This window comes from Amycolatopsis albispora (assembly GCF_003312875.1).
In the GTDB taxonomy this organism is placed as follows: Bacteria; Actinomycetota; Actinomycetes; order Mycobacteriales; family Pseudonocardiaceae; genus Amycolatopsis; species Amycolatopsis albispora.
The window spans coordinates 7180522-7203891 of sequence record NZ_CP015163.1 but is presented as its reverse complement, the minus strand read 5'-3'; the positions used below and the strand labels follow the sequence as shown (position 1 = coordinate 7203891).

The following is a 23370-nucleotide window of genomic DNA, read 5'->3' as shown; positions in this document are numbered from 1 at the left end:
CATTGATTACTAGGTGGTGCTTCGTTCCCCGCGACCGCGGAACCGCAAGAGCACGGCCAGCACGATGATCACGCCCTTGGCGATGTTCTGGATGTCGGTGTCGAGGTTGTTGAGCGTGAAGATGTTGGACAGCACGGTGAAGATCAGGACGCCGACCAGGGTCCCGATCAGCGAGCCCTTGCCGCCGGTGAGCAGCGTGCCGCCGATGACCACCGCGGCGATCGCGTCCAGCTCGTAGAACATGCCGTTGGTGGAGGCACCGGCGGTGGTCCGCGCGACCACCATCAGCGCCGCGACCCCGCAGCACAGCCCGGCCACCGCGTAGACGAGTGCGGTGTGCCGCTTGACGTTGATGCCCGCAAGCCGCGCGGCCTCGGCGTTGCCGCCGACGGCGTAGGTGCGGCGGCCGAAGGTGGTCCGGTTGAGCACCACCCAGCCGGCGCCGAACACCAGCGCGAAGATCCAGATCAGCACCGGGATGCCGAGGATGTCCCCGCGGAAGAAGTCGAGGAACGAGGTCTCGGCGACCACCTGGGTCTTGCGGCCGCTGATCCGCTCGGCGAGCCCGCGTGCCGAGGCGTACATCGCCAGTGTCGCGATGAACGGCACGACTTTTCCGTACGACACCAGCAATCCGTTGATCAGCCCGCAGCCGAGGCCGACCGCCAGCCCGCAGACCACCATCACGACCGGCCCGTAGGACTGGGTGGCCAGCGTGGTCAGCCAGACGCTGGAGAGCGCGACGATCGAGCCGACGGACAGGTCGATGCCGCCGCTGATGATCACGAAGGTCATGCCGACGCTGACCACGCCGATCGCCGCGGCGAGCCGCAGGATGGTGGAGATGTTGCCTTCGGTGAAGAAGACCTCCGGGCGGGTGAAGTAACCGACCAGGCACAGCACCACCAGCACCCCGGTCAGGCCGATCAACCGGAAGTCGAGCGGGAAGCCGGAGCCGTTCTTCTTCGCCGCGGTCGCCGCGGGCGGCGGGTCGGGCTCCGTGTTGATCGGCCGCGATTCGGTCTGTTCGGTCATGCCGCACTCCCCTCGAGGATCAGGTCGAGCACCCCGGCCTCGGTGAGCTCGTTCGCCTGCCGGTCGGCCAGCACCCGGCCTTCGCGGAGGACGAGGACCCGGTCGGCCAGACCGAGTACCTCCGGGATCTCGCTCGAGACCAGCACGATCGCCACGCCGGTCTCGGCCAGTTCGGTGATGAGGCGGTACAGCTCGGCGCGCGCGCCGACGTCCACGCCCCTGGTCGGTTCGTCGAGCAGCAGCACGCGGCAGCCGCGCACCAGCCAGCGCGCGAGCACCGCCTTCTGCTGATTGCCGCCGGACAGCGTGCGCGCGATGCGCCGCGGGTCGGCGGGGCGCAGGTCCAGCCGCTTGAGCGTGTCACCGGCGTCGCGGAGTTCGCGGGCTCGATCGGTGAAGCCGAACTTGGCGTACCGCGACAGGCTGGCGAGCGTCACGTTGTGCGACACCGGCAGGTCGAGCAGCAGGCCCTGGCTCTTGCGCTCCTCGGGCGCAAGGCCGATGCCCGCCCGGACCGCGGCGTGCACGCTGCCGTTCCGCACGGATTTGCCGTCCACGGACACCGTGCCGGAATCGGCCTTGCGCGCACCGGCGATGGTTTCCAGCAGTTCGCTGCGCCCGGCGCCGACCAGCCCGGCGATGCCGAGCACCTCCCCGGCGTGCACGGAGAAGTCGACCTGCTCGAACTCACCGCGCCGGGCCAGGCCGGTCACGCGCAGCACCTCGGGCGTGCCCTCCGGCCGCGGTTCCCTGGTCGGGCCGAACACCGTCTCGACGCGGCGGCCCGCCATCAACGCGACCAGGTCGGAGGTCGGGGTGTCGCGGGCGTCGAGGCCCTGCGCCACGGTCCGGCCGTCCTTGAGCACGGTCACGCGGTGCCCGATGCGCCGCAGCTCTTCGAGGCGGTGGGAGATGTAGACGATCGCGACGCCGTCGGCGGTGAGCTCCTCGACGATGCGGAAGAGGTTGTCCACCTCTTCCCCGGCGAGCGCGGCGGTCGGCTCGTCCATCACCAGCAGGCGCGCGTCGTGGGCGAGCGCGCGGGCCATCGAAACCAGCTGCTGGTGGGCGGCCGAGAGCTTGCCGACCTCGGTGCCGGGATGGATCTCGGGGTGGCCGAGGCGGGCCATCAGCCGCTGCGCCTCGGCACGCGACTCGGTGACCTTGGTGAAGCCGAAGCGCTGGCGTTCGTGGCCGAGGAAGATGTTCTCGGCGACGGACAGGCCCGGCACCAGGTCCAGCTCCTGGTACATGGTGGCGATGCCCAGCCGCAGGGCCGCGGAAGGATTTGCGGGCGAAACCATCTCACCGCGCCAGTGGATCTCCCCCTCGTCGGGATGGTGCGCGGCGGCGAGCACCTTGATCAGCGTCGACTTGCCGGCACCGTTCTGGCCGAGCAGGCAGTGCACCTCGCCGGGCAGCACCTCGAGATCGACCCCGTCCAGCGCGCGGACGCCGGGAAAGACCTTGACCACACCACGCACCGACAGCAGCGGGGAGTCGTTCATCAGGAGACCTCCGATTTCTCCGCAGAACCCCGCCCAACCGCCCCGACCTGGGCTTCCTGCGGGGAATCCGGCTTTTCCCCGCAGAAGCTGCTCACCGGCAGCGGGGCCAGGGTGGGGTCGGTGAAGAGGCGTTCGGTGGCCAGGTGGGCCGCGCCGAGCAGGGCGGCGGAGGTGCCGAGCGTGGAGGCGACCACCCGGCAGCGCGTGCCGGGGCCGGTGGACCGCGCGCCGAGCGCGACCCGGATCGGCTCGACCAGCCACTCGGCGAGTCCGGCGAAGTAGCCGCCGAGCACCAGCACCTCGGGATCGACCAGGTCGACCACGGTGGCCAGCGCCGTGCTCAACGCGGTGCCGAGGTCGTGCACGGCGGCCGCGGCGCGCTGGTCGCCGTCGCGGATGCGGTCGCGGAGCGCGGTCACCCTGGCGTCGACGCCGAGCGACGGGTCGTGCAGCGAGTCCGGCGGGGAGGCGGCGGCCCGCAGCAGCGCGGGGAACCCGGCCTTGGTCTCGAGGCAGCCGGTGCGACCGCAGGAACAAGCGTCCCCAGCACCATCGATGGTGATGTGCCCGATTTCGCCCGCAAAACCTCGTGCGCCACGGAGTACCACCCCGCCGGAGACGAGTCCGCCGCCGACGCCGATGCCGCCGCTGAGGTAGAACAGCTCGCGCACGCCAGGGCCTTCGAGCACCTCGGCGAAGGCGCCGAGATTGGCTTCGTTCTCGATGACGACCCCGGTCAGGTCGACGCCGAGGCGCGCGGCGATGAGGTCGGCGAGCCCGGCGTCGCGCCAGCGCAACGCGGGGGCGAAGCGGAGCACCTGGGCGTTGGTGTCGACCAGGCCGGGAACCGACACCGCGACCCCGATCGGCGGTCCGTCGAGGTCCGCGCAGACGGCTTCGGCCAGCGCGGCGAGTTCGTCCATGCCGCGCTCGAGCCCGAGCTGGGCGACGTCGGCGACGCTCGCGCGGCTGGCCAGCGGCACGCCCGCGAGGTCCATGGTCATCGCGGAGAACCCGTCGGCCTCGACCCGCAGCGCGAGCCCGTACGCGGCCTCGCCGCGGAGTTCGACCAGCTGGCTGGGCCTGCCGTGCCCGCCGTTGCGGAGCCCGGCCGGGCGGACCAGCCCGCGGTCGGCGAGTTCGGTGACCAGGCTGGAGACGGTGGCCTTGTAGAGACCGGAGTGGGCGGCGAGCTGCGACCGCGAGCGCGGCCCGCGCCGGAGCGCGCGAAGGAGACCGGCGAGGTTCGCCGTGCGCTGGCTGATCTGCTCAGCCTGCACGCTCACGCCCATGGCCACCTTGCCTTCACTTTGTAGTGTCGCCAGCGAAAGTAAGGTGGCGAAGTTCACTCGTCAAGGTGAAGAACACGCCATCTTTTGTCAATCCACCCGATTAGACCAGCCTCCCGCATACCTACTTTCGCTCAAAACATCCAAAAGCTTGCACATCTCTGCCGTTTCCAACTTCTGCAGGCAAAAGCAGGAAACTAACCCACGGTGACGCCCTCACGCGCAAACGATCACCAAGCGTAACGATCTTGGGCAGCATGCTTTTGCGGGCAAAAGCAGGATTCCCAGGTCGGGGAGGGGTCGGGTGAGTGGGCGGGGCCCGGGTCAGGACGAAAGGGTGAACGCGCGGTCCGCGGCGGACCACGCAGCGCCGATCACGCCGGCGGTGTCGCCGAGTTCGGAGAGCACGATCGGCAGGTTCCCGGTGGCCAGCGGCAGCGAGCGCCGGTAGACCGCGCTCCGCACCTCCGCCAGCAGCTGGTGCCCCAGCTGCGCCACCCCGCCGCCGATCACCACCATGCCCGGGTTGATGAAGCTGACCAGCGAGGCCACCACCTGCCCGAGCCGCCGTCCGCCGTCGCGGATCAGGTTGACCGCGCCGAAGTCACCCGACGCCGCGGCCAGGCCGACGTCGTGCGCGTTCACCTCACCCCGCTCGGCGAGCACCCCGGCCAGGAACGCCGACCGCCCGCTGCGCGCCAGCGTGAGCGCGTCCCGCGCGAGCGCCGAGCCGCCGAAGTACGCCTCCAGGCAGCCGACCTCACCGCAGGCACACGTCGGCCCGTAGTCGTCGAGCCGGATGTGCCCGATGTCCCCCGCGGTACCGGCGACACCGCGGTAGACCTTCCCGCCGAGCACGATGCCGCAGCCGATCCCCGTTCCGACCTTCACGAAGATCAGGTCGTCCAGCGAGCGCGCCACGCCCGAATGCCGCTCGCCGAGCGCCATCGCGTTCACGTCGTTGTCCACCGCCACCGGGCAGTGCAGCAGCCCGCCGAGGTGGTCCCGCACGGCGAACCGGTCCCAGCCGGGCATGATCGGCGGCGCCACCGGCATGCCTTCGGCGAAGCTCACCGGCCCCGGCAGCCCGATGCCCGCGGCGAGCAACCGCCCCGGCGCCTCCTCGCGCACCTTCTCCGCCAGCTCGACCACCCTGGCGAGCACCGCGTGCGGACCCTGCCGGATGTCGCAGTCCTCGACCGTGTACCCGAGCACTTCGCAGGCCGCGTCGGTGACCGCGACGCCAACCGAAGTCGCGCCGACGTCCACGCCGAGGATCCGCAGATCCCCCGCCAGCCGCAGCAGCGTCGAGCGCCGCCCGCCCCGGCTCGCCGACGGACCGGCTACCTCGACCAGCCCGAGTTCACCCAGCCGCGCCACCTCCGCGGCGACCCGCGCGCGCGGCAGTTCCAGCCGCTCGCCCAGCTCCACCCGCGACATCGGCCCCTCGTCGCGCAAGAGGGCCAGCAGTTCGGTCTGATGACGGGTCTCGATCATCGGCTGTCCCTTGGTGGATCCGCTGCTCACCGCAGCAGCCTAGAACCTGGGGGAACGATTCCGGTGAATCGCTGGGCGGCACTGCTCCATTTGTACGACAATCAGCCGCGTCGATCGCTGAAACACCCAGCTGGAGGGGCCATGTCCGCGGAATTCGATCAACTCGTCGAGAAGTTCGAGGAGTTCCAGGCCGGGCTCAAGAACGTGGACGACCGGCTGGCGGGCATCGGGCAGATGCAGGCGGAGATCGGCGAAATCGAAGCCGTCGCCACTTCGGCGGACCGGTCGGTCACCGTGGTCGCCGGGCCGGGTGGCGCGGTGAAGGAAATCCGGCTCACCGAAGAAGCCATGCGCCAGCGGCCGCAGGCCCTTTCCGCCACCTTGATGGACACGCTCCAGCAGGCGGTCGCCGAATCCGCGCGCAAGCAGGCCAGCATCGTCGACGCCCACCTGGGTGGTGATCTCAACGCCACCGAACGGGTGCTGGAAACCCAGGCGGAACTTTTCGGAACCACGCCGGAGGAGTTGCGGTCCAAGCTGGCGGAAGAAACCGCACCGGCCCGGCGCCCGCGTGACGAGCAAGAGGACTTCTCGGAGCAGACGTTCCTCAGCGCCACCGACGAGCCGCAGCGGCCGGGACCCTCGCCTTCGGGCGGCGGCTCCCAGGGTGACGCGTTCCTGAAGAACCTGTTCGAGGAGGACGACCGCTGATGCCGGACGGAAGCGGCTTCAACGCCAAGCACGAGCGCCTGAAGGAGTTCAGCGCCGACCTGACCAAGTACGAGGGCTGGGGCAACGACCTCAAGAGCATGGTCACCGAGTCGGACGTGAGCGACAAGTCCTGGGGCCTGGTCGGGCTGATGACCAAGGACAACTACTCCACCATGCTGGCCGAGCTGAACGACCTGCTCGGCCAGCTCAACGAGGGCGTGCTGGCGCTGTCGACCAAGTTCGAGCGCGCCTCGCAGGCCTACCAGTCGACCGACCAGGATTTCGCGAAGGGGTTCAACGACCTGCTGAACGAGATCAACACCGGCGACTCGGCTTCGGGGGGAAGCAATGGCTGAGACCACCACGACCAGCCAGCACGACAAGGGCCTGTCGATCAAGACCGGCGAGAACAACTTCGACCAGGCGATGGGCGCCGCCCCGGCCCCGATCAGCAAGGGTTACACGCTGGTCAAGGACGTCAAGGGGGCGTTCGAGAGCAAGGACGCCGGTGACATCGCGCTCGCCGCGGGCACGGTCATCACCGACACCACCGGCTTCATCCAGTCCATCGGCAGCACCGCGCAGGAGATCGCCACCGACCCGATCGGCTGGCTGGTCGGGCAGGGGCTGAGCTTCCTGGTCAGCATCTTCCAGCCGCTGGAGGACGCGATCGAGCTGGTCAGCGGGGACCCGGAGGGGCTGACGCAGGGCGCGGGCAACTTCAAGGCCATCGGCGAGAGCATGGTCCGGATGAGCCAGGACCTGGTGAAGAACGCCGACGAGACGCTCGCCGAATGGACCGGGGACGCCAGCGAAGCGGCGAAGAAGCGGCTGGGCGAGTTCGCCAGCGGCATCGAAGGCGTGGCGGCGAAGTCCGGCAACGTCAGCGAGATCCTGCAGCTGTCGAGCATGCTGATGACCATCGTCAAGCAGGTCATCATGGCCATCATCACCGAGCTGGTGACCTGGCTGATCACCATCTGGATCCCGGCGCTGGCCGCCGCGGTGCCCACGGCCGGGGCGTCGACCGCCGCCGCCAGCACCGCGTCGGCGGCCAAGGGCGCGAGCAGCGTGTCCAAGGGCAACAAGATCGTGCAGATGCTGCGCAAGCTGCTCGACAAGATCAAGGAGTTCTGGGCCAAGCTCAAGGACAGCCTGGCGAAGATGAAGGACTACGGGTTCCTCAAGTCGCTCAAGGACAACAAGGCCGCGTTCGACCGCGTCCAGAAGATCGGCCTGGAAAAGGGCGCGGGTTACGGGGAAACGCTCGGGAAGTCCGTGGTGGCCGGGCTCAAGGAAGCCGGGATGAAGGGGCTGAAGGAAATCCCGAAGGCCACCGTCGGCATCAACCCGGGCAATTTCGGGGACGGCTCCGGTGAAGGGGTGAAACCGGGCGCGATCGTCAACGACCTGTTTGCCAAGGGCGTCGGCCACGCCAAGTCGGGCAAGAAGGCGAGCGACGCGGACGCGATCGGCGACGAGCAGAGCACCGAGGAGACCAGCGACAAGCTGGACATCTGAGCCGATGGCGAACGCGCTGATTTCGGGCACGCAGTTCGCGGCGGGGGTCGGTGGTGGCCTGGTGGTCAGCATCGCCTCCGCTGTGCTGTACAGCCGCGCGGTGAAAAGCCGCAAACGCCGCGAATTCGAGCGGGTGCTGTCGGGGCGCGCGGAGGAACCGACCTTCGGCTCGTTCACGCACTGGGCGTCCGGGAACCCGTTGAAGGCCGAGGACGTGGCCGGGTTCAGCTTTCGCGGGCAAAAGTTCGTCGCCTTCCGGCACACCGTCAGCACACGCCGGATGCAGGGCGACGATCCGGTGCTGGACACGCAGTCGTACCGCGTCGTCCAACTGGCCACGCCGGTCGGTCCGCGCCTGTCGATCGTGCCCAAGGAGAACGAGCGGGCCTGGGCACCGGTCGACGCGCGTGCCGGGGACCGGGCGATCACCACCGGCGTCGCCGAGTTCGACCAGCAGTACGTGATCTTCACCGAGGACGAGGCCTACGCCAAAGCTGCTTTACCCCGCGAAAGCCTGCGCTGGCTGGCGGGCCGGAAGCTGGGTGTGCCGATCGTGCTCGCGGACGGGGTGCTGAGCGTCGAATCGCCTGGTGAGCTGGACGCGAACGTGCTGCGTTACGCCGACATCCTGGTCGAGCTGGCGCGCCGCATGCCGCCGCTGCGCGTGGTCGGGCAGCCCGCGCCGCGGGACTCCGCGGAGATCCGGCCGGGCGCGCTGGAGCGGGCGCTGCTGGGGTTGCTGGTGGTGGGGTTCCTGCCGCTGCTGGCCACGCTGGTGATCATCGGCGCGGTGGCGTTCGTGAACTCGGTCGCGTACTTCTTCGGGGCGAGCGGGCGGGTGCTCGCCGGGGGTGCGCCGCCGCTGCTGCCGTTCCTGGACAGCCAGTGGTACGGCCCGTACCCGGACTTCGGCACCGCCGCACAGAGCTTCCTGCTCGGCGCCGTCCTCTTCGGACTGCCACTGGTGGCCACCGGAATCGGCCTGGTGCGGCGCGCAAAGGCGCGAACACGCTGACTCGCCCCACCCCGACCTGGCACGGCCCGATCTGGCACGAGTTGACCCGGCCTAGCGTGACCGGGCCTGACCTCGCTTGGCATGACCGGGCCTGACCTGGCTTGGCCTGACCTGGCGTGGCCCGGCCTGGCATAACCGGGCTTGGGTTGGCTCGGCACGAGTGGGCCTGACCTGGCATGAGCTGACCCGGGCTAGGCGGGGCCGAGCTTGGAAGACCTGAGCGGAGCTGCGCTGACTTTGAGCTTGCTGACCCGCACTCGCCTGAGCTGTGCCGACTTGCGCTTGCTGGCCCGAGCCGAGCTAGCGAGGACGGGTGCTCTGATTTGGAATAGTCGCTCTCGTTCGAGAGCGCTGATCTCATCCATGGGCGGCGCTCTCGTTATAGAGCGGTGCCCCGAAAACGGCGGGCGGAAGCGGGACGTTCAAGGACTACCTGCCCGCCTTTGTGGTCGGCGGCTACGCCCTCGCCCGGGTTGCTCGCCTGGCTTCGGAGCAAGCTCGGTGCCAGCCCGCAAGAAGAGCTTTACCCCGCAGAAGAGCTTTAGCCCGCAAAAGCTGCTGGCCGTGGTGATCTGGGGGCTGGTGGTCGCGACCAACCTGTTCTGGCTGGTCGCGGGCGCCGGACTGTCCGGGACGATCACCGTGCTCGCCCTCTTCCTGGTCCTGCCGTTCGTGGTGATCTTCGTGGACCGGTCCTGGTGGTTCGCCTGGGGGCTTTTGCCCGCGGAAGGTGACACCGTGGCGCCGATGTGGCCGTACCCGGCGGACGAGAGCACCTGGTCGGCGGTGCTGATGACCCTGCTCGGCGCGGCCCGGCTGATCCCCGGGGTCCCGCTCGCCCTGCGCGAGCGCCGCAAGGTGGCGTGAACCCCGGGGACCACCGATCAGTTCGGGATGAGGTTGTTCGGCGCCTTCACCACGGACTGCACCAGCCCGAGCACCGGAACGCCCAGTGGCGCGAAGGTCCAGATGTTGTTCAGCTCGCTGGTGTCCGGCTCGTCCACGATCACCGCGTCGGCGAGCGCGGGTGCGGACACGCCGACCAGCGCGATCCCGGACAGCACGGCCGCGGCCACCCCGCGGGCGATGGTCTTCTTCATCACATTCCTCCTTTCCTCCGGCGCCGGTCAGGCACCGATCAGCTTGAGCAGGTCGAACACCGGGGCCAGCCCACCCGGGATCCCGATGGTCGGGTCGAGCACGGAACCGAGGTCCACGCCCGGCAGCACCCAGATCGGCGTGCTGTCCGCGGCGGAAGCGACCCCGCCCGCGGCACCGGAGAACGCCGCCACCGCGACACCGGTCACCAGCACCCGCGAAACCAGTTTTTTCATTTCTCCTCCAAGGGAAATCGCCGCGCTCAGGTGAGCAACGGCAGGCTCACCGGGACCACGGTCGCCTTCGGCACCCACTGCCCGGCCAGCTCTTCGGTCATCGGCATGCCCGGCGCGTGCGCCTCGCCGGGTCCCATCGGCATCACCGTCACCTGCGCGGCGGCGAAGATCTGCACCTCGCCCTTCACCGACTCCGCCTGCGTGCCCAGCCAGGCGTGGAATCCGGCCATGGTCGGGCTTTCGCCGCCAAAAGCATTTCCGACGGCGACGGCGTAGCTCACCGGCAGTTGCTCCCGCGGGTCGAACCGCAGCGGCACCGACGTGGTGGTCACCGAGGTCGCCAGCGGGGTGTTGAGCAGCCACGGCGCCAGATACAGCCCGTGTGCGTACGTCGGGCTTTCCGCCTGTTGCGCACCGGCGGTGGACAGCGCCCGGTGGGCCTCGGCCCAGCCGGACACCGCGACCAGCGCGTTCTCCGGTTGCCGGTCGTCGTCGATCCGCAGCCCGGCCGCGGCCGCCGCCTCCCGCACCACCCCGGCCGCCACCCCACGCGGGGAGTCGTCGGCCTTCAGCGTGATCCCGCCGGCGCCACGGGAATCCAGGAAGGTGACCAGCTTGCGCAACGCGTCGGCGTCCTCAGTGGACAGTGCGTCGGCCGGGCACGAGCCGAGCACGTCGCGGCGGCCGGTGATCAGCCCGCCGAGCGCGGCACTCGCGCATTCGGGACCGTCGGCCCCGGACGCCAGTGCGGGCCCCGGCTGGTCGCCGGCATCCACGTCCACCGAGTTTTCCGCGTCACCGGCGCGCAGCAGCACTTCGCCTCGTCCGGTGGGCAGATCGATTTCCGCCCAGGTGCCTTCGGCCCCGGCCCGGGGTGTCGCGCGGACCAGTGGCCCGCCCGGCACCCCGACATCGAGCTGATCACCCGCGCTGGCCGGGAAGTGCACCAGATTGCGCCCCGGCCGGTGCGGGCTGATCAGCACCGGCACCTGCTGCCCGCCGAGCGCCGCCGCCCCGAGCACGGGAATCCCGGGCACCGGCAGCTCGGCGGGCCGCGGGATCGCCGCCAGCGCACTGAAGGCGACAAAACCCGCGACGATGCCAGCCGTGCCGTAGCGGTAGGCCCGGCTTGGCCGGAAGGCCGCCACCACCGTCACCAGCAGCGGCAGGCTCACCACCACGAGCAGCGCGATGCCGAACGCGCTTTCGTGGACCCTGCGGTCGAACCCGATGCCGGAGGTGGCCAGCCGCACCGCGCCGGCGAGTACGAGCAGCCCGCCGAGCGTGAGCGACAACGGGCCCGGCCGCAGGGAATCGGTGCGCAGCTGGTCCGCCGGGACGGCCACGGAGAGCACCGTGACCCCGAACCACGCGGCCGCCGCGGCCACGTAGACGGTGTCGACGGCGAACTCCACGCCCGACCGCCCGACGGCGGTTTCCACCACCAGCAACAACACCAGTGCCGCCGACAGCCAGCGGGCCGGGCCCGGCCTGCCCAGTGCCGACGGCACCGCGAGCACCAGGACCACGTGCACCGCGGCACCCACCACGTCGACGTCGAGCACGGGCACCGAAACCGCCGCCAGCACGGCCGAAACCGCGGCCAGCGCCCAGGTGAACACCGTCACCCGGAGCGGGATCCGGTCCGCCAGCGGGCGCAGCAACCCGGTTCCGGCGACGAACGCCGTGCCGAGCAGCAATACCAGCCGGAGCAGCAGCGCGGCGGTGTCGGCACCCGCCGACCCGGTGGCGCCGATGTGCGAGTGGTCCATGGTCCCCTACTTCACGTCCGCGTCGGCGATCACGAACAACTCCGAGTGCGGCTTGGCGTTGCCGAACGAACCGTGCGGCCAGTCCTTCCGGTTGAAGTTGATGCCCACCTGACCGGAGAACTCGTCCTTGAAGCTGGTGTCCAGGCTGACCTTCCCGTCGGGGCCCAGCTTCAGCATGTTCACCTTGTGGTCACCGTCCAAACCGGACCGTGCGACGAAGTAGTTCGACACCGCGATCCGCTCCGGCGACTTGGTTTCGTGGTAGAAACCGTCGGCGCCCAGCTTGAAGTTGTCGTAGGCGCCCCAGTGCGGGCCGGCGGCGGGCTGACCGGGATTGATCGGCGCGGCCCCGGCGACGGTCGGGCAGTCGCTTTCGGCACCACCGTTCTGCGCCTCGGCCAGCGTGTCGATCTTGCACTTGAAGTCGGTGCCCGCGGCCAGCAGCTTCTGGATGTCGAGCACGTAGACGCCACCGGTGGTGCCGGGGTCGTTCGGCCCGAGCGCACCCTTCGCCCGCCCGGAAATCGCGCGGTACAGGTACTTGTCGTCGGGGCTGGTCTGGATCCAGCCACCGTTCGAGCCGCCGCCGTTGGCGTCGTTGCCGGCGTGGATCGCCTTGTTGGCGGCCCCGTCGTCGAACACCTCCACCCACTTCGGTTCCTCGGCGGTGATGTCCGGCGTGTAGTGCACCGCGCCGCCCTGCATGGTCTGCGCGAACGCGCCCTTGTGGCCGGGCAGGTTCGTCACCGTCGTCTCCATCACCGCGCGGCTTTCGGCGTGCAGCGGGTCCGCCGGATCGGCACGCGGACCGTCTTGCAGGTAGGACACCGCCTTCAGCTTCGGGTTGTCCCGCTCGGTGATGTCCCAGGTCCGCACGGTCGGGCGCCGCAGGTACGGCGACGGCTGCTTCACCGGGTCGAGAATGATGTTGCGTGGTTCGGCGTAGTCGCTGGTGACCAGCGTGTTCAGGTCCTCGCGGGCCTGGATGCCGTGCGGGTTGGCACAGGTCGGTTTCCCGAGCTGCGGCAGGTTCGCGCACAGCTTGGCGTTGTCGCCCTGCGGGGTGGCCGCCGAGGTCTGCGACAGCACCTTGCCGGTCTGGTCGAACCGGATCAGCGCGCCGGGGCTGCCGGCGAACCCGTTGCCGACCGCGACCTGCCCGTTGGCGTAGGCGTACGGGCCGGGCACCACCGGACCGCCCATGTAGGTGCCGTAGGCGGTGCCGTCCTTCAGCGTCCAGTACGCGTCGGGCACCGAGCCGCCGAGCGTGTTGGTCGGCAGGCTGATGCCCTTGAGCTTCAGCTCCGGCAACGCGCTCACGTCGAAGGCGTAGGTCGCCGCGGCGAACAACGCGCCCGCGTAGATGGTGTCGCCCTTGTGCCACACGTACTGCATGTGGTGCGGCTCGTTCTCCACCAGCGGGCCGACGGTGGCGGTGTTGACCACCTTGCCGTAGGTGCCCGAACCCTCGGTCGCGTCGATCACGGCCAGGAAATCGGGGCCCGGCAAGGCATTGGTCACCTTTCCGAGTCCGCCGGCGAGCGAACCCGGCAGGTTCTTCACGTCCTTGACCAGCGTGTCGGCGATGTTTTCGTCACCGGCCCAGACGAGCAACCATTTCTTGCGCTGCTCCCCGGCCGCGCGGGCGGTTTCCTGCCCGCCGACGAGGTGGTTCTTGACCCAGTACCGCTTTCCGTCGGAGGCGGTTTTCGCATCGGTGAAGGTCTGCACGTCGGCGTAGGCCTCGGTGCTGGATCCCTGGTAGGTGACGGCGCCGAGGGCGAGCACGCCCGCCAGTGCGCCGATCACGAGTTTTCGCCATCGGGGCGAAGTGGACAGCATGGATTTACCCCTATCTTTTCGAATTCGCGCATTCGAAAAATCACCCGCGGGAAAAGGGCACGCGGGTCTTGAGTGAGGTGAGAGAGGTCGTCAGGAAGCCGGACAGAGCGCGCTGGCCTGGTGTCGCAGGTCGACGTGCAAACGCCAGACCAACGCGACTCGAATCGACATGCCCGGAATGTTCGCGGCATCCCCAGGGGGTGTCAATCAGGTGATCAAAGAATGAGACGCCACCGGAGGGAGTGGGTTTCCCACCGTTCAGGGCAGTACGGAGCCCTGTTCGGCCGCTTCGCTGCGCCGAACGGGCGATTCTTTCCCAGAGTCCGGACTGGGCCATTCGCCGGGTGTTCACCGGGCGTGAGCACACCCCGTCAACCACTCCCGAGCCCGTTATCTTTTTGTTACGAATTCCCGGGAACTCTTCCGCCCGCTCGCTGTTACGAAGGTCGGATGTCGCACATCCTCCGCAAGGTGCTCACCGCCGCCGCGGCCGTTCTGCTGTCCGGCGCCGCCTTCGCCGCCCCGGCTTCGGCCGGGCACACCCGCCCGTTCGTGGTGCTGAAGGACTTCGCACCGACCATCCAGCACGACATCCGCTACTACGGCCCGCACAACTTCGTCGGCACCCCGGTCGACGGTTACCGCGAACCGCTGTGCATCCTCACCCGCCCGGCCGCCGAAGCCCTGCGGCGCGTGCAGTGGCAGGTGCTCCGCCACGGGTACACGCTGAAGGTCTACGACTGCTTCCGCCCGCAGCGCGCGGTCGACCACTTCGTGCGCTGGGCCAAGGACCTCGACGACGAGAAGATGAAGGCCGAGTTCTACCCCAACGTGGCCAAGGACCGGCTGTTCGCCGACGGCTACATCGCGGAGAAGTCGGGCCACAGCCGGGGAAGCACGGTCGACCTGACCATCGTGAAGCTGCCGCCGCGACCGCAGCGCCCGTACGTGCCCGGCGAGCCGCTCGTGCCGTGCACGGCGCCGGCGGGTGAGCGCTTCCCCGACAACTCGGCGGACATGGGCACCGGCTTCGACTGCTTCGACACGCTCTCGCACACGGCGAACCCGCTGATCACCGGCGAGGCGCGGGAACACCGCGACCTGCTGGTGACCGCGATGGCCGACGCCGGTTTCCGCAACCTGCCCGAGGAATGGTGGCACTTCACGCTCAACGACGAGCCGTACCCGGACACCTACTTCGACTTCCCGGTTTCGCGGAAGTCGGTGTAGCGGCCCTAGATCCAGCCGTGGTCGCGGGCGATCCTCGCGGCTTGCCCGCGGCTGCGTGCGCCCAGCTTCGTCATCGCCGACGACGTGTAGTTGCGCACGGTGCCCGCCGACAGGTGCATCACCCGCGCGATCTCCGTGGCCGTGGTGGTGTCGTCGACCAGGCGCAGCACGTCCAGCTCGCGCTCGGTCAGCGGGCAGTCGACCTCGGCGATCGCTTCGGCGGCGAACTCCGGATCGACGTACCGGAGTCCGGAGTGGACTCGCCGGATCACGTCGGCGAGCAGCGAAGCCGGTGCGGTCTTCGCCAGGAAACCCTTGGCACCGGAGGAAAGCGCCTGCCGCAGCACGCCCGGCCTGGCGTGCCGGGTGAGCATCACCGAGCGGACCTCCGGATGCCCGGCGGCGATCCGGTCGAGCACGGCGAGACCGTCGAGCCCCGGCATCTCGTGGTCCACCACGAGCACGTCCGGCCGGTGCTCGGCGACCGCAGCCAGGGCCGCGGCCCCGTCGGCCACCCCGGCGACCACGGTCAGGTCGGGTTCCAGGTTGAGCAGCGCTTCGATGGCCTGCCGGGTCAGCTGCTCGTCGTCGGCCAGCACAACGCGGATCATCGCGGCACCTCCGCCCGCACTTCGAAGGCATTGCCGTGGGCTTCGGCGCTGAACTCGCCGCCCGCTTCGGTGATGCGCCGGGTCAGCCCGCGCAGCCCTGAGCCCTCCCGGCCGTCCTCGCGCATCGGCGCGACACCGTCGTTGCGCACGTGCAGCACCGCCCGGTCACGGCGGATTTCCAGGCGTACCAGGCAATGCGTGGCGTCGGCGTGCCGCAGCAGATTGGTCACCGCCTCGCGGAGCACCCGGCCGAGCAGCTGGCTCGCCTCGGCGCCGAGCCGCGCCGGGTCGCCGGTGAACTGCCAGCGGATGCCCGCCGATTCGAGCAGCCCGCGTGCCCCGGCCAGCTCGATCGCCAGTTCCGTGGACCGCCTGCCCTGCACCAGCGCGCGCACGTCGTGCACCGCGCCCCTGGCCAGCCGCTGGACCTCGGTGAGTTCGGCGCGCGAACGCTCCGGATCGACCTCGCTGAGCCTGCTGGCCAGCTCGCTCTTGAGCGAAACCACTTCGAGCGCGTGCCCGAGGATGTCGTGCAGGTCCTCGGCCAGCCGCAGCCTTTCCTTGGTGGTGGCCAGTTCCGCCGCGTCCAGGCGCGCCTTCTCCAGTTCCAGGGTGAGCGTCCACTGCCGGAGCAGCACCACCTCGGCGCCGGTCATCACCAGGGTCAGCCAGAACACCAGTACGACCTGCTGGAGCACCGCGTCCTCGCCGGTGACCAGCATGGTCACCGTCACCACAACGCCCATCAACGCGGCGAAACCGGCGGCGAACCGCCAGCCTGCCTCGGGAAAGCGCCCGACGAGCAGGTCGTGCCCGATCAGCCCGGCGGCCAGCGCCCACACCGCGCCGTTGCCCACGGTGGTGAACGCGACCACCAGCAGCCCACCGGCCACGGCGGTGAACGCCACGGCCTGCCACCACGGCATCCGGCCGGCCGGGCGGTCGATCGAGCGCACCGTCCACCGCCAGTGCCCCAGCCCGACCAGCACCAGTCCGGCGGCGAGACCGGCCAGGCGCAGCGGGCTCGGCTGGTCGCGGACTTCGCTCAGCAGCAGCACGCTGGCCACCGCGATCATCGAGAACAGCACGTTGTACCGGGTGTAGCGGCGCAACGATTCGAGGGCGGCCCGATCCCGGCCCTTCACCCGCCACCTGATTCCGCGCACCGGCCCACAGTAACCACAGATGACACCTGTCACGTGGCTCGCGTACGACCGTCATCTCCGGTGGTGACAGCGGCGACTGGGGCCGGACCGGCCGTGACGGCATCGTTTGACGGCATGAACGCGATCGAGGTTTCCGAGCTGAAGTACTCCTACGACACCTTCACCGCGGTGGACGGCGTGGACTTCACCGTGCGGGCCGGTGAGATCTTCGCGCTGCTCGGCACCAACGGCGCCGGCAAAACCACCACGCTCGAACTCATCGAGGGCTTCCGGCGGCCGGAGTCCGGCAGCATCCGGGTGTTCGGCCACGATCCGGCACGCGCCAGGTCGCGGCTGAAACCGCGGATGGGGGTGATGCTGCAGCAAGCCGGACTGATCGAGGAGCTTTCCACCGCGGAAACGCTGCGGCTGTGGGGTGCGCTGAGCAGCCGCGACGACAACGTCGACGACCTGCTGGAGCGGGTGGAGCTGGCGCACCGGCGGAACACCCGCGTCGAGCAGCTGTCCGGTGGTGAGAAGCGGCGGCTGGACTTCGCGCTGGCCACCTGGGGGCGTCCCGAGCTGGTGGTGCTCGACGAGCCGACCACCGGGCTGGACCCGGAATCGCGGCAGCGGTTGTGGAAGACCGTCGAGCGGATGCGCGACGAGGGCAGCACCATCCTGCTCACCACGCACTACCTGGAGGAGGCCGAGGCGCTGGCCGACCGGGTGGCGATCATGCACCAGGGCCGGATCTCGGTGGCCGGCACGCTGACCGACGTGCTGGCCGCGCACCCGTCGCGGATCACCGCGCTGGTGCCCGCCGCCGCGCTCGACCAGCCGCTGCCGGAGTTCGACGGCACCCTTGATTCCACTTTGGACGAACGCGGCGCGCTGCTGGTGGTGGAAACCCGCGCACTGCAAGAAGACCTCGGCCTGCTGCTGGACTGGGCGCGACGGCACGGCGTCCAGCTGAGCCGGTTGTCGGCCACGCAGGCGTCCCTTTCCGAAATCTTCCTCACGGTGGGAGCACGACGATGACGATGATGCTGCGGCACGGGTGGTTCGAGATCCGCCTGCTGTTCCGGCGGAAGCTGACCCTGTTCTCGGCGACGGTGCTGCCCGCCGGGCTGTGCGTGCTGACCTGGTTCACCGTGCGCGACGCCCCGCCGGAGAACTGGGGCACGCTGGTCGGCGACCGGTTCACCATGCTGATGGTGCTGTCGGTGTTCATGACCAGCATGACCATCTACACCGCGCGGCGGCAGTCGCTGGTGCTCAAGCGGCTGCGGACCACCGAGCTGACCGACGCCGGGGTGATCGGCGCGATCACCATGCCGGTGGTGGTGATGGGCGTGGTGCAGGCGCTGGCCTACTTCGCGTTCTGCCTGGTGCTGGGGGCGCCGCTGCCGGTGCACTCGTGGCTGGTGCTGCTGGGCATGGCGGGCGGGCTGGTGCTGACCGTCGCCGCGGGCATGGCCACGGCGGCGCTGAGCAAGAGCGTCGAAGCCACCCACGTGACCTCGTTCCCGGTGCTGGTGGGGGCGCTGGCCGGGTTGTTCATGGTGGGCTCGGCGAATCCGGGCGTGGCCACCGCCGGGACGCTGATGCCCCTGCTCGGGCCGGCGGACCTGCTGGCGAAGGGCTGGTCGGGCTTCGACACCGGCATGGTGCCGATCACCACGAGCCTGGGCTCCACCCTGCTGTGGGCTGTTGTGTTCGCCGCGGTCATCGGCCGCTTCTTCCGCTGGGAGCCTCGATCATGAAGCACTTCGAAATCCTGCTGGGCACCAAGCTGGCGTCGACGCCCGGCGTGCAACTGGCCATCGACCTGAGCGGGCTCGCGCTGGCGGTCGCCGTCCTGCTGGTCGCCGGGGTGACGAACCCGTGGGCGTGGATCCTGCTGCCAGGCGGCCTCCTCGTGGCGGCGATCGTCCGAACCGCGATAGTGGCCCGCAGAAACACCCCCTGACCAGGGAAACCGTCTTTTGCCCGCAGAAGCATGTGACCGGCTTCTGCGGGCAAAAGCAGGTTCGTCACCTTCGTGCGGCCTGGGGCGTCAGGGAAATGACGTACCCGAGCCAGCGAGGTGACCGCGGATCGTGTTCCTGTTGCACCTGGACTCCAGCGCACACCGCGCCGGTGAGTCCACCACCCGTCAGCTCACCGGCCTGTTCGCCCGCCACTGGCTGGCCGGCCATCGCGACGCCGGTTACCGCTACCGGGATCTCGCCGCCGAGCCGGTCGCGCCGATCGGGGAGGCGTACTGTGACCTCGGCCGGCGCGTCGAGCGACACGGCACGGCTTTCGCCGGAGAACAACTGATCCGGACCGCCGCGGAGCGCCGCGAATGGAACTGGACCCGCGAGCTGGCCGACGAGGTGCTCGCGTGTGATGTCCTCCTGCTCGGCGCCCCGATGTACAACTACTCGGCACCGGCCGCGCTCAAGGCGTGGATCGACCGGGTCAGCTTCCCGGGTGTGTTCCACGGCCCCGGCGGCGCACCGCTGCTCGCCGGTCTGCGGGTGGTCGTGGTGACCGCTTGCGGTGGCGCCTATGGTCCGGGCACGAACGCGGAGAGCCGGGACTTCCTCACCCCGTACCTGCGGTCGTACTTCGTCAAGCAGGGCGTGCCCGCGGTGAACATCGAGATCGTCACGGCCGACCTGACCCTGGCCTGGCTGGTCCCCGGCCGCGAACCCCAGCAACCAGCGGCGGCGGCCGCCTTCGCCGCCGCCCAGGACCGGCTGATCCAGCTCGCCGAATCGCGCTGACCGAAGAACCGCGGCAGGTCACCACCAGCCGGAAATGCGAGAGCCCCCGCTCCCGGAAACGGGGGCGGGGGCTCTCGCGGTGGTACTGCTTACCGGAAGTCGCGACCGAAGTCGTAGTCGTCCAGCGGGACGGCGGCACCGGTGCCGGTGCCGAAGACGTCCGGGGTGTAGTAGCCGTCGTCGTAGGACGGGATCGCGTAGGCGGCGACCCGTGCCTCCTCGGTCGGCTGCACCTGGATGTTCCGGTACTTGTTGATGCCGGTACCGGCCGGGATCAGCTTACCGATGATCACGTTCTCCTTGAGGCCGACGAGCTTGTCCGAACGGCCGTTGATGGCCGCGTCGGTCAGCACCCGCGTGGTCTCCTGGAACGACGCCGCCGACAGCCACGAGTCCGTGGTCAGCGAGGCCTTCGTGATCCCCATCAGCACCGGGCGGCCCGAAGCGGGCTCGCCGCCCTCGGCAACCGCGGCCCGGTTCGTCGCCTCGAACTTGGTCCGCTCGGGCAGCTCGCCCGGCAGGAAGTCCGTGGCACCGGAGTCGATGATCGTCACGCGGCGCAGCATCTGCCGCACGATGACCTCGATGTGCTTGTCGTGGATCGACACACCCTGCGCCCGGTACACCTTCTGGACCTCGTCCACCAGGTGCATCTGCGCCTCGCGGGGACCCATCACGCGGAGCACCTCGTGCGGGTCCGGCGTGCCCTCGAGCAGCTGCTGCCCGACCTTGACGTGGTCGCCGTCGGCCAGCGGGCCGTCCGGGGTGTTCGCCAGCCGCTGCCGCTTGGACAGCTTGTCGAACACGATCTCCTCCGACCCGTCGTCCGGGATCAGGGTGATCTTCCAGAACCGCTCGCTCTCCTCGATCCGCACGCGGCCGTCGACGTCGGCGATCGGCGCCTTGCCCTTCGGCACGCGGGCCTCGAACAGCTCCTGCACACGCGGCAGACCGGTGGTGATGTCGTCACCGGCGACGCCACCCTGGTGGAAGGTACGCATGGTCAGCTGCGTACCCGGCTCACCGATCGACTGGGCGGCCACGATGCCCACCGCCTCGCCGACGTCCACCAGTTGACCGGTCGCCATCGAGCGGCCGTAGCAGGTGGCGCAGATGCCGACGGCCGACTCGCAGGTCAGCACGCTGCGGACCTTGACCTTCGAGATGCCGCTGGAGATCAGCTTCTCGATGGCCGGGTCGCCGAGGTCGTCACCGGCGTTGAGCACCACGTTGCCGCTGGCGTCGGCCGCGTCGGCGGCCAGGGTCCTGGCGTAGACGCTGGTCTCCACGTGCTGGTCGCGCAGCACCTTGCCGCCACCGATGTCCTCACCGATGATCATGTTGATGCCGCGGGTGGTGCCGCAGTCGACCTCGCGCACGATGACGTCCTGCGAAACGTCCACCAGACGACGGGTCAGGTAACCCGAGTCGGCGGTACGCAGCGCGGTGTCGGCCAGGCCCTTGCGGGCACCGTGCGTGGCGATGAAGTACTCCGCCACCGACAGGCCCTCGCGGAAGTTCGCCTTGATCGGGCGCGGGATGTACTCACCCTTCGGGTTCGACACCAGACCACGCATCCCGGCCAGCGACCGGACCTGGGTCATGTTGCCCGCCGCCCCGGACTTCACGATCATCGAGATCGGGTTGTCGTCGGGGAAGTGGGCCTCCATCACCTTGGCGACGTCCTCGGTCGCCTGGGTCCACACCTTCACCAGCTCGTTGTTGCGCTCGGCGTGCGAGAGCTGACCGCGCTGGTAGCGCTTCTCGACCTGGTCGGCCTTGCCCTCGTACTCCTCGAGAATGCCCTTCTTCTCCTCGGGCACCAGCACGTCGGAGATGGCGACGGTGACCCCGGACCGGGTGGCCCAGTAGAAACCGGCGTCCTTGAGGCGGTCCAGCGTCTGCGCGACCTGGGTCATCGAGTACCGCTCGGCGAGGTCGTTCACGATCGCGGCCTGCCGCTTCTTCGGCATCGGCTCGTTCACGAACGGGTAGTCCGCCGGCAGCAGCTCGTTGAACAGCACGCGGCCCAGGGTGGTCTCGGCCAGCCACGGCTTGCCGGGCTCCCAGCCCTTTTCGGCCAGGCGCGCCTCGTCGGCCTTGGCCGGCTGGCGGTCCTTGATCCGGATCTTGATCGGCGCGTGCAGGCTGATCGCCTTGCGGTCGAAGGCCATGATGGCCTCGGCCGGCGAGGAGAAGGCCTGCCCGGCGCCCTCGGCGTCCTCGGTGAGGCGGGTCAGGTGGAACAGCCCGGTCACCATGTCCAGACGCGGCATCGCCAGCGGGCGACCCGACGCCGGGGAGAGGATGTTGTTCGCCGACAGCATCAGGATGCGGGCCTCGGCCTGCGCCTCCGCCGACAGCGGCAGGTGCACCGCCATCTGGTCACCGTCGAAGTCCGCGTTGAACGCCTCGCAGACCAGCGGGTGCAGCTGGATGGCCTTGCCCTCGACCAGCTGCGGCTCGAAGGCCTGGATGCCGAGGCGGTGCAGGGTCGGCGCGCGGTTCAGCATCACCGGGTGGCCGGTGATGACCTCTTCGAGCACGTCCCACACCTGCGGCCGCGAGCGCTCCACCATCCGCTTGGCGGACTTGATGTTCTGCGCGTGGTTCAGGTCGACCAGCCGCTTCATCACGAACGGCTTGAACAGCTCCAGCGCCATGTCCTTCGGCAGACCGCACTGGTGCAGCTTCAGCTGCGGCCCGACGATGATCACCGACCGGCCGGAGTAGTCGACGCGCTTGCCGAGCAGGTTCTGGCGGAACCGGCCCTGCTTGCCCTTGAGCAGGTCGGACAGCGACTTCAGCGGGCGGTTGCCGGGACCGGTCACCGGACGGCCGCGGCGGCCGTTGTCGAACAGCGCGTCGACGGCCTCCTGCAGCATCCGCTTCTCGTTGTTCACGATGATTTCGGGCGCGCCGAGATCGATCAGCCGCTTGAGCCGGTTGTTCCGGTTGATCACGCGGCGGTACAGGTCGTTCAGGTCCGAGGTGGCGAACCGGCCACCGTCGAGCTGCACCATCGGGCGCAGGTCCGGCGGGATGACCGGGACGGCGTCGAGCACCATGCCGCGCGGGTCGTTGCCGGTGACCTGGAAGGCCGCCACCACCTTGAGCCGCTTGAGGGCGCGGAGCTTCTTCTGCCCCTTGCCGTTGCGGATGGTGTCGCGCAGGCTCTCCGCCTCGGCGGCCACGTCGAACTCGGCGGCCAGCTTCTGGATGGCCTCCGCGCCCATGCCGCCGGTGAAGTACTCGCCGTAGCGGTCGATCAGCTCGCGGTAGAGCAGCTCGTCCGCGATCAGCTGACGCGGCTCGAGCTTGGTGAAGGTGGTCCAGACCTCCTCAAGACGGTCCAGCTCACGACCGGCGCGGTCGCGGATCTGGCGCATCTCGCGCTCGCCGCCCTCCTTGACCTTGCGGCGGACGTCGGACTTGGCGCCCTCCGCCTCCAGCTCGGCCAGGTCGGCTTCCAGCTTCTGCGCACGGGCCTCGATGTCGGCGTCGCGCTTGAGCTCGAGGTTCTTGCGCTCGACCCCGATCTCGTTCTCGAGCGTCGGCAGGTCGTTGTGCCGCAGCTCGGTGTTCACGCCGGTGATCACGTAGGCCGCGAAGTAGATGATCTTCTCGAGGTCCTTCGGGGCCAGGTCGAGCAGGTAACCCAGCCGCGAGGGCACGCCCTTGAAGTACCAGATGTGGGTGACCGGGGCGGCCAGCTCGATGTGGCCCATCCGCTCGCGGCGCACCTTGGCGCGGGTCACCTCGACGCCGCAGCGCTCGCAGATGATGCCCTTGAAGCGGACCCGCTTGTACTTACCGCAGTAGCACTCCCAGTCGCGGGTCGGACCGAAGATCTTCTCGCAGAAGAGCCCGTCCTTCTCCGGCTTGAGCGTGCGGTAGTTGATGGTCTCCGGCTTCTTCACTTCACCGAAGGACCACTGGCGGATGTCGTCAGCGGTGGCGAGGCCGATCCGGAGCTCATCGAAGAAATTGACGTCCAGCACGTCGTTGCATCCCCTTGGGGTTGTTTCGAATAGCGGGGGCGGCTAACCCGGCGGCTGCTCGCGGGAGGCAGGCAGCCGCCGGGCG

21 protein-coding genes are annotated in these 23370 nt (G+C 69.5%); 10 read left to right on the top strand and 11 right to left on the bottom strand.

The window, feature by feature from the left end; translation table 11 throughout:
• Positions 1–9: 9 nt before the first annotated feature.
• The 4 genes from A4R43_RS34200 to A4R43_RS34185 form a co-directional block, all read right to left on the bottom strand.
• Positions 10–1035, bottom strand: a complete 1026-nt coding sequence (locus tag A4R43_RS34200) for an ABC transporter permease (RefSeq protein ID WP_113695869.1) — start codon at positions 1033–1035, stop codon at positions 10–12.
• Positions 1032–2543: a sugar ABC transporter ATP-binding protein gene (locus tag A4R43_RS34195; protein WP_113695868.1), complete on the bottom strand. Its 1512-nt coding sequence runs from the start codon at positions 2541–2543 to the stop codon at positions 1032–1034. Before A4R43_RS34195 ends, A4R43_RS34200 begins: the two co-directional genes overlap by 4 nt.
• Entirely contained in the window at positions 2543–3835 is a 1293-nt protein-coding gene (locus A4R43_RS34190; RefSeq protein WP_113695867.1) for an ROK family transcriptional regulator, read from the bottom strand. The genes A4R43_RS34195 and A4R43_RS34190 overlap by 1 nt, the downstream gene beginning before the upstream one ends.
• 321 nt (positions 3836–4156) lie before the next feature.
• Positions 4157–5329 carry an ROK family transcriptional regulator gene (locus tag A4R43_RS34185; RefSeq protein WP_162788885.1) on the bottom strand — a complete coding sequence of 391 codons (1173 nt, stop codon included), beginning with the start codon at positions 5327–5329 and terminating at the stop codon, positions 4157–4159.
• A 141-nt stretch (positions 5330–5470) separates the two neighbouring features.
• Between A4R43_RS34185 and A4R43_RS34180 the strand changes: the two genes are divergently transcribed.
• The 5 genes from A4R43_RS34180 (at position 5471) to A4R43_RS34160 (ending at position 9443) form a co-directional block, all read left to right on the top strand.
• Positions 5471–6040: a YbaB/EbfC family nucleoid-associated protein gene (locus A4R43_RS34180; protein WP_113695865.1), complete on the top strand. Its 570-nt coding sequence runs from the start codon at positions 5471–5473 to the stop codon at positions 6038–6040.
• Entirely contained in the window at positions 6040–6396 is a 357-nt protein-coding gene (locus A4R43_RS34175) for a hypothetical protein (protein WP_113695864.1), read from the top strand. The genes A4R43_RS34180 and A4R43_RS34175 overlap by 1 nt, the downstream gene beginning before the upstream one ends.
• Positions 6389–7561: a WXG100 family type VII secretion target gene (locus tag A4R43_RS34170; RefSeq protein ID WP_113695863.1), complete on the top strand. Its 1173-nt coding sequence runs from the start codon at positions 6389–6391 to the stop codon at positions 7559–7561. The genes A4R43_RS34175 and A4R43_RS34170 overlap by 8 nt, the downstream gene beginning before the upstream one ends.
• A 4-nt stretch (positions 7562–7565) precedes the next feature.
• Positions 7566–8576: a hypothetical protein gene (locus tag A4R43_RS34165; RefSeq protein ID WP_113695862.1), complete on the top strand. Its 1011-nt coding sequence runs from the start codon at positions 7566–7568 to the stop codon at positions 8574–8576.
• A 501-nt stretch (positions 8577–9077) separates the two neighbouring features.
• Positions 9078–9443 (top strand): hypothetical protein, encoded by a 366-nt coding sequence (locus tag A4R43_RS34160; protein ID WP_162788689.1) that lies wholly within the window; start codon positions 9078–9080, stop codon positions 9441–9443.
• Between the two features lie 17 nt (positions 9444–9460).
• Here A4R43_RS34160 and A4R43_RS34155 read toward each other — a convergent pair whose 3' ends face one another.
• From A4R43_RS34155 to A4R43_RS34140, 4 genes are read right to left on the bottom strand one after another with little or no spacing between them, the layout of a single operon-like run.
• On the bottom strand, positions 9461–9676 hold the full coding sequence (locus A4R43_RS34155) for a hypothetical protein (RefSeq protein WP_113695860.1): 216 nt from the start codon (positions 9674–9676) through the stop codon (positions 9461–9463).
• Positions 9677–9703: 27 nt separating this feature from the next.
• Positions 9704–9910: a hypothetical protein gene (locus tag A4R43_RS34150; protein ID WP_205215126.1), complete on the bottom strand. Its 207-nt coding sequence runs from the start codon at positions 9908–9910 to the stop codon at positions 9704–9706.
• A gap of 26 nt (positions 9911–9936) precedes the next feature.
• Complete coding sequence (locus A4R43_RS34145) at positions 9937–11682, bottom strand: hypothetical protein (protein WP_113695859.1); 1746 nt, start codon at positions 11680–11682, stop codon at positions 9937–9939.
• 6 nt (positions 11683–11688) lie between these two features.
• The gene (locus A4R43_RS34140) at positions 11689–13524 is read right to left on the bottom strand and encodes a selenium-binding family protein (protein ID WP_236808455.1); all 1836 of its coding nucleotides are present in this window, start codon (positions 13522–13524) and stop codon (positions 11689–11691) included.
• Between the two features lie 450 nt (positions 13525–13974).
• On the opposite strand from A4R43_RS34140, the gene A4R43_RS34130 reads away from it, so the two are divergent.
• Complete coding sequence (locus A4R43_RS34130) at positions 13975–14754, top strand: M15 family metallopeptidase (protein WP_113695857.1); 780 nt, start codon at positions 13975–13977, stop codon at positions 14752–14754.
• 5 nt (positions 14755–14759) lie between these two features.
• Here the strand turns inward: A4R43_RS34130 and A4R43_RS34125 are convergent, their stop codons facing one another.
• On the bottom strand, positions 14760–15365 hold the full coding sequence (locus A4R43_RS34125; protein WP_113695856.1) for a response regulator transcription factor: 606 nt from the start codon (positions 15363–15365) through the stop codon (positions 14760–14762).
• Entirely contained in the window at positions 15362–16531 is a 1170-nt protein-coding gene (locus A4R43_RS34120; RefSeq protein ID WP_162788688.1) for a sensor histidine kinase, read from the bottom strand. Before A4R43_RS34120 ends, A4R43_RS34125 begins: the two co-directional genes overlap by 4 nt.
• Before the next feature lie 114 nt (positions 16532–16645).
• On the opposite strand from A4R43_RS34120, the gene A4R43_RS34115 reads away from it, so the two are divergent.
• From A4R43_RS34115 to A4R43_RS34100, 4 genes are all read left to right on the top strand, one after another.
• Complete coding sequence (locus tag A4R43_RS34115; protein WP_113695854.1) at positions 16646–17551, top strand: ABC transporter ATP-binding protein; 906 nt, start codon at positions 16646–16648, stop codon at positions 17549–17551.
• On the top strand, positions 17548–18276 hold the full coding sequence (locus tag A4R43_RS34110) for an ABC transporter permease (protein ID WP_162788687.1): 729 nt from the start codon (positions 17548–17550) through the stop codon (positions 18274–18276). Before A4R43_RS34115 ends, A4R43_RS34110 begins: the two co-directional genes overlap by 4 nt.
• Complete coding sequence (locus tag A4R43_RS34105) at positions 18273–18482, top strand: hypothetical protein (protein ID WP_113695852.1); 210 nt, start codon at positions 18273–18275, stop codon at positions 18480–18482. The genes A4R43_RS34110 and A4R43_RS34105 overlap by 4 nt, the downstream gene beginning before the upstream one ends.
• Before the next feature lie 130 nt (positions 18483–18612).
• Positions 18613–19284 carry an FMN-dependent NADH-azoreductase gene (locus A4R43_RS34100; RefSeq protein WP_236808454.1) on the top strand — a complete coding sequence of 224 codons (672 nt, stop codon included), beginning with the start codon at positions 18613–18615 and terminating at the stop codon, positions 19282–19284.
• Positions 19285–19373: 89 nt separating this feature from the next.
• On the opposite strand, the gene A4R43_RS34095 is transcribed toward A4R43_RS34100, so the two are convergent.
• On the bottom strand, positions 19374–23285 hold the full coding sequence (locus A4R43_RS34095; protein ID WP_113695850.1) for a DNA-directed RNA polymerase subunit beta': 3912 nt from the start codon (positions 23283–23285) through the stop codon (positions 19374–19376).
• Positions 23286–23370 lie beyond the last annotated feature (85 nt).

Bases quoted from the DNA above. Each gene is read 5' to 3' on its own strand.
- A4R43_RS34195 (WP_113695868.1), bottom strand. From the start codon at position 2,543: ATGAACGACTCCCCGCTGCTGTCGGTGCGTGGTGTGGTCAAGGTCTTT.
- A4R43_RS34105 (WP_113695852.1), top strand. From the start codon at position 18,273: ATGAAGCACTTCGAAATCCTGCTGGGCACCAAGCTGGCGTCGACGCCC.
- A4R43_RS34130 (WP_113695857.1), top strand. From the start codon at position 13,975: ATGTCGCACATCCTCCGCAAGGTGCTCACCGCCGCCGCGGCCGTTCTG.
- A4R43_RS34145 (WP_113695859.1), bottom strand. From the start codon at position 11,682: ATGGACCACTCGCACATCGGCGCCACCGGGTCGGCGGGTGCCGACACC.
- A4R43_RS34200 (WP_113695869.1), bottom strand. From the start codon at position 1,035: ATGACCGAACAGACCGAATCGCGGCCGATCAACACGGAGCCCGACCCG.
- A4R43_RS34125 (WP_113695856.1), bottom strand. From the start codon at position 15,365: ATGATCCGCGTTGTGCTGGCCGACGACGAGCAGCTGACCCGGCAGGCC.
- A4R43_RS34140 (WP_236808455.1), bottom strand. From the start codon at position 13,524: ATGCTGTCCACTTCGCCCCGATGGCGAAAACTCGTGATCGGCGCACTG.
- A4R43_RS34180 (WP_113695865.1), top strand. From the start codon at position 5,471: ATGTCCGCGGAATTCGATCAACTCGTCGAGAAGTTCGAGGAGTTCCAG.
- A4R43_RS34165 (WP_113695862.1), top strand. From the start codon at position 7,566: ATGGCGAACGCGCTGATTTCGGGCACGCAGTTCGCGGCGGGGGTCGGT.
- A4R43_RS34170 (WP_113695863.1), top strand. From the start codon at position 6,389: ATGGCTGAGACCACCACGACCAGCCAGCACGACAAGGGCCTGTCGATC.
- A4R43_RS34150 (WP_205215126.1), bottom strand. From the start codon at position 9,910: ATGAAAAAACTGGTTTCGCGGGTGCTGGTGACCGGTGTCGCGGTGGCG.
- A4R43_RS34175 (WP_113695864.1), top strand. From the start codon at position 6,040: ATGCCGGACGGAAGCGGCTTCAACGCCAAGCACGAGCGCCTGAAGGAG.
- A4R43_RS34185 (WP_162788885.1), bottom strand. From the start codon at position 5,329: ATGATCGAGACCCGTCATCAGACCGAACTGCTGGCCCTCTTGCGCGAC.
- A4R43_RS34115 (WP_113695854.1), top strand. From the start codon at position 16,646: ATGAACGCGATCGAGGTTTCCGAGCTGAAGTACTCCTACGACACCTTC.
- A4R43_RS34110 (WP_162788687.1), top strand. From the start codon at position 17,548: ATGACGATGATGCTGCGGCACGGGTGGTTCGAGATCCGCCTGCTGTTC.
- A4R43_RS34190 (WP_113695867.1), bottom strand. From the start codon at position 3,835: ATGGGCGTGAGCGTGCAGGCTGAGCAGATCAGCCAGCGCACGGCGAAC.
- A4R43_RS34155 (WP_113695860.1), bottom strand. From the start codon at position 9,676: ATGAAGAAGACCATCGCCCGCGGGGTGGCCGCGGCCGTGCTGTCCGGG.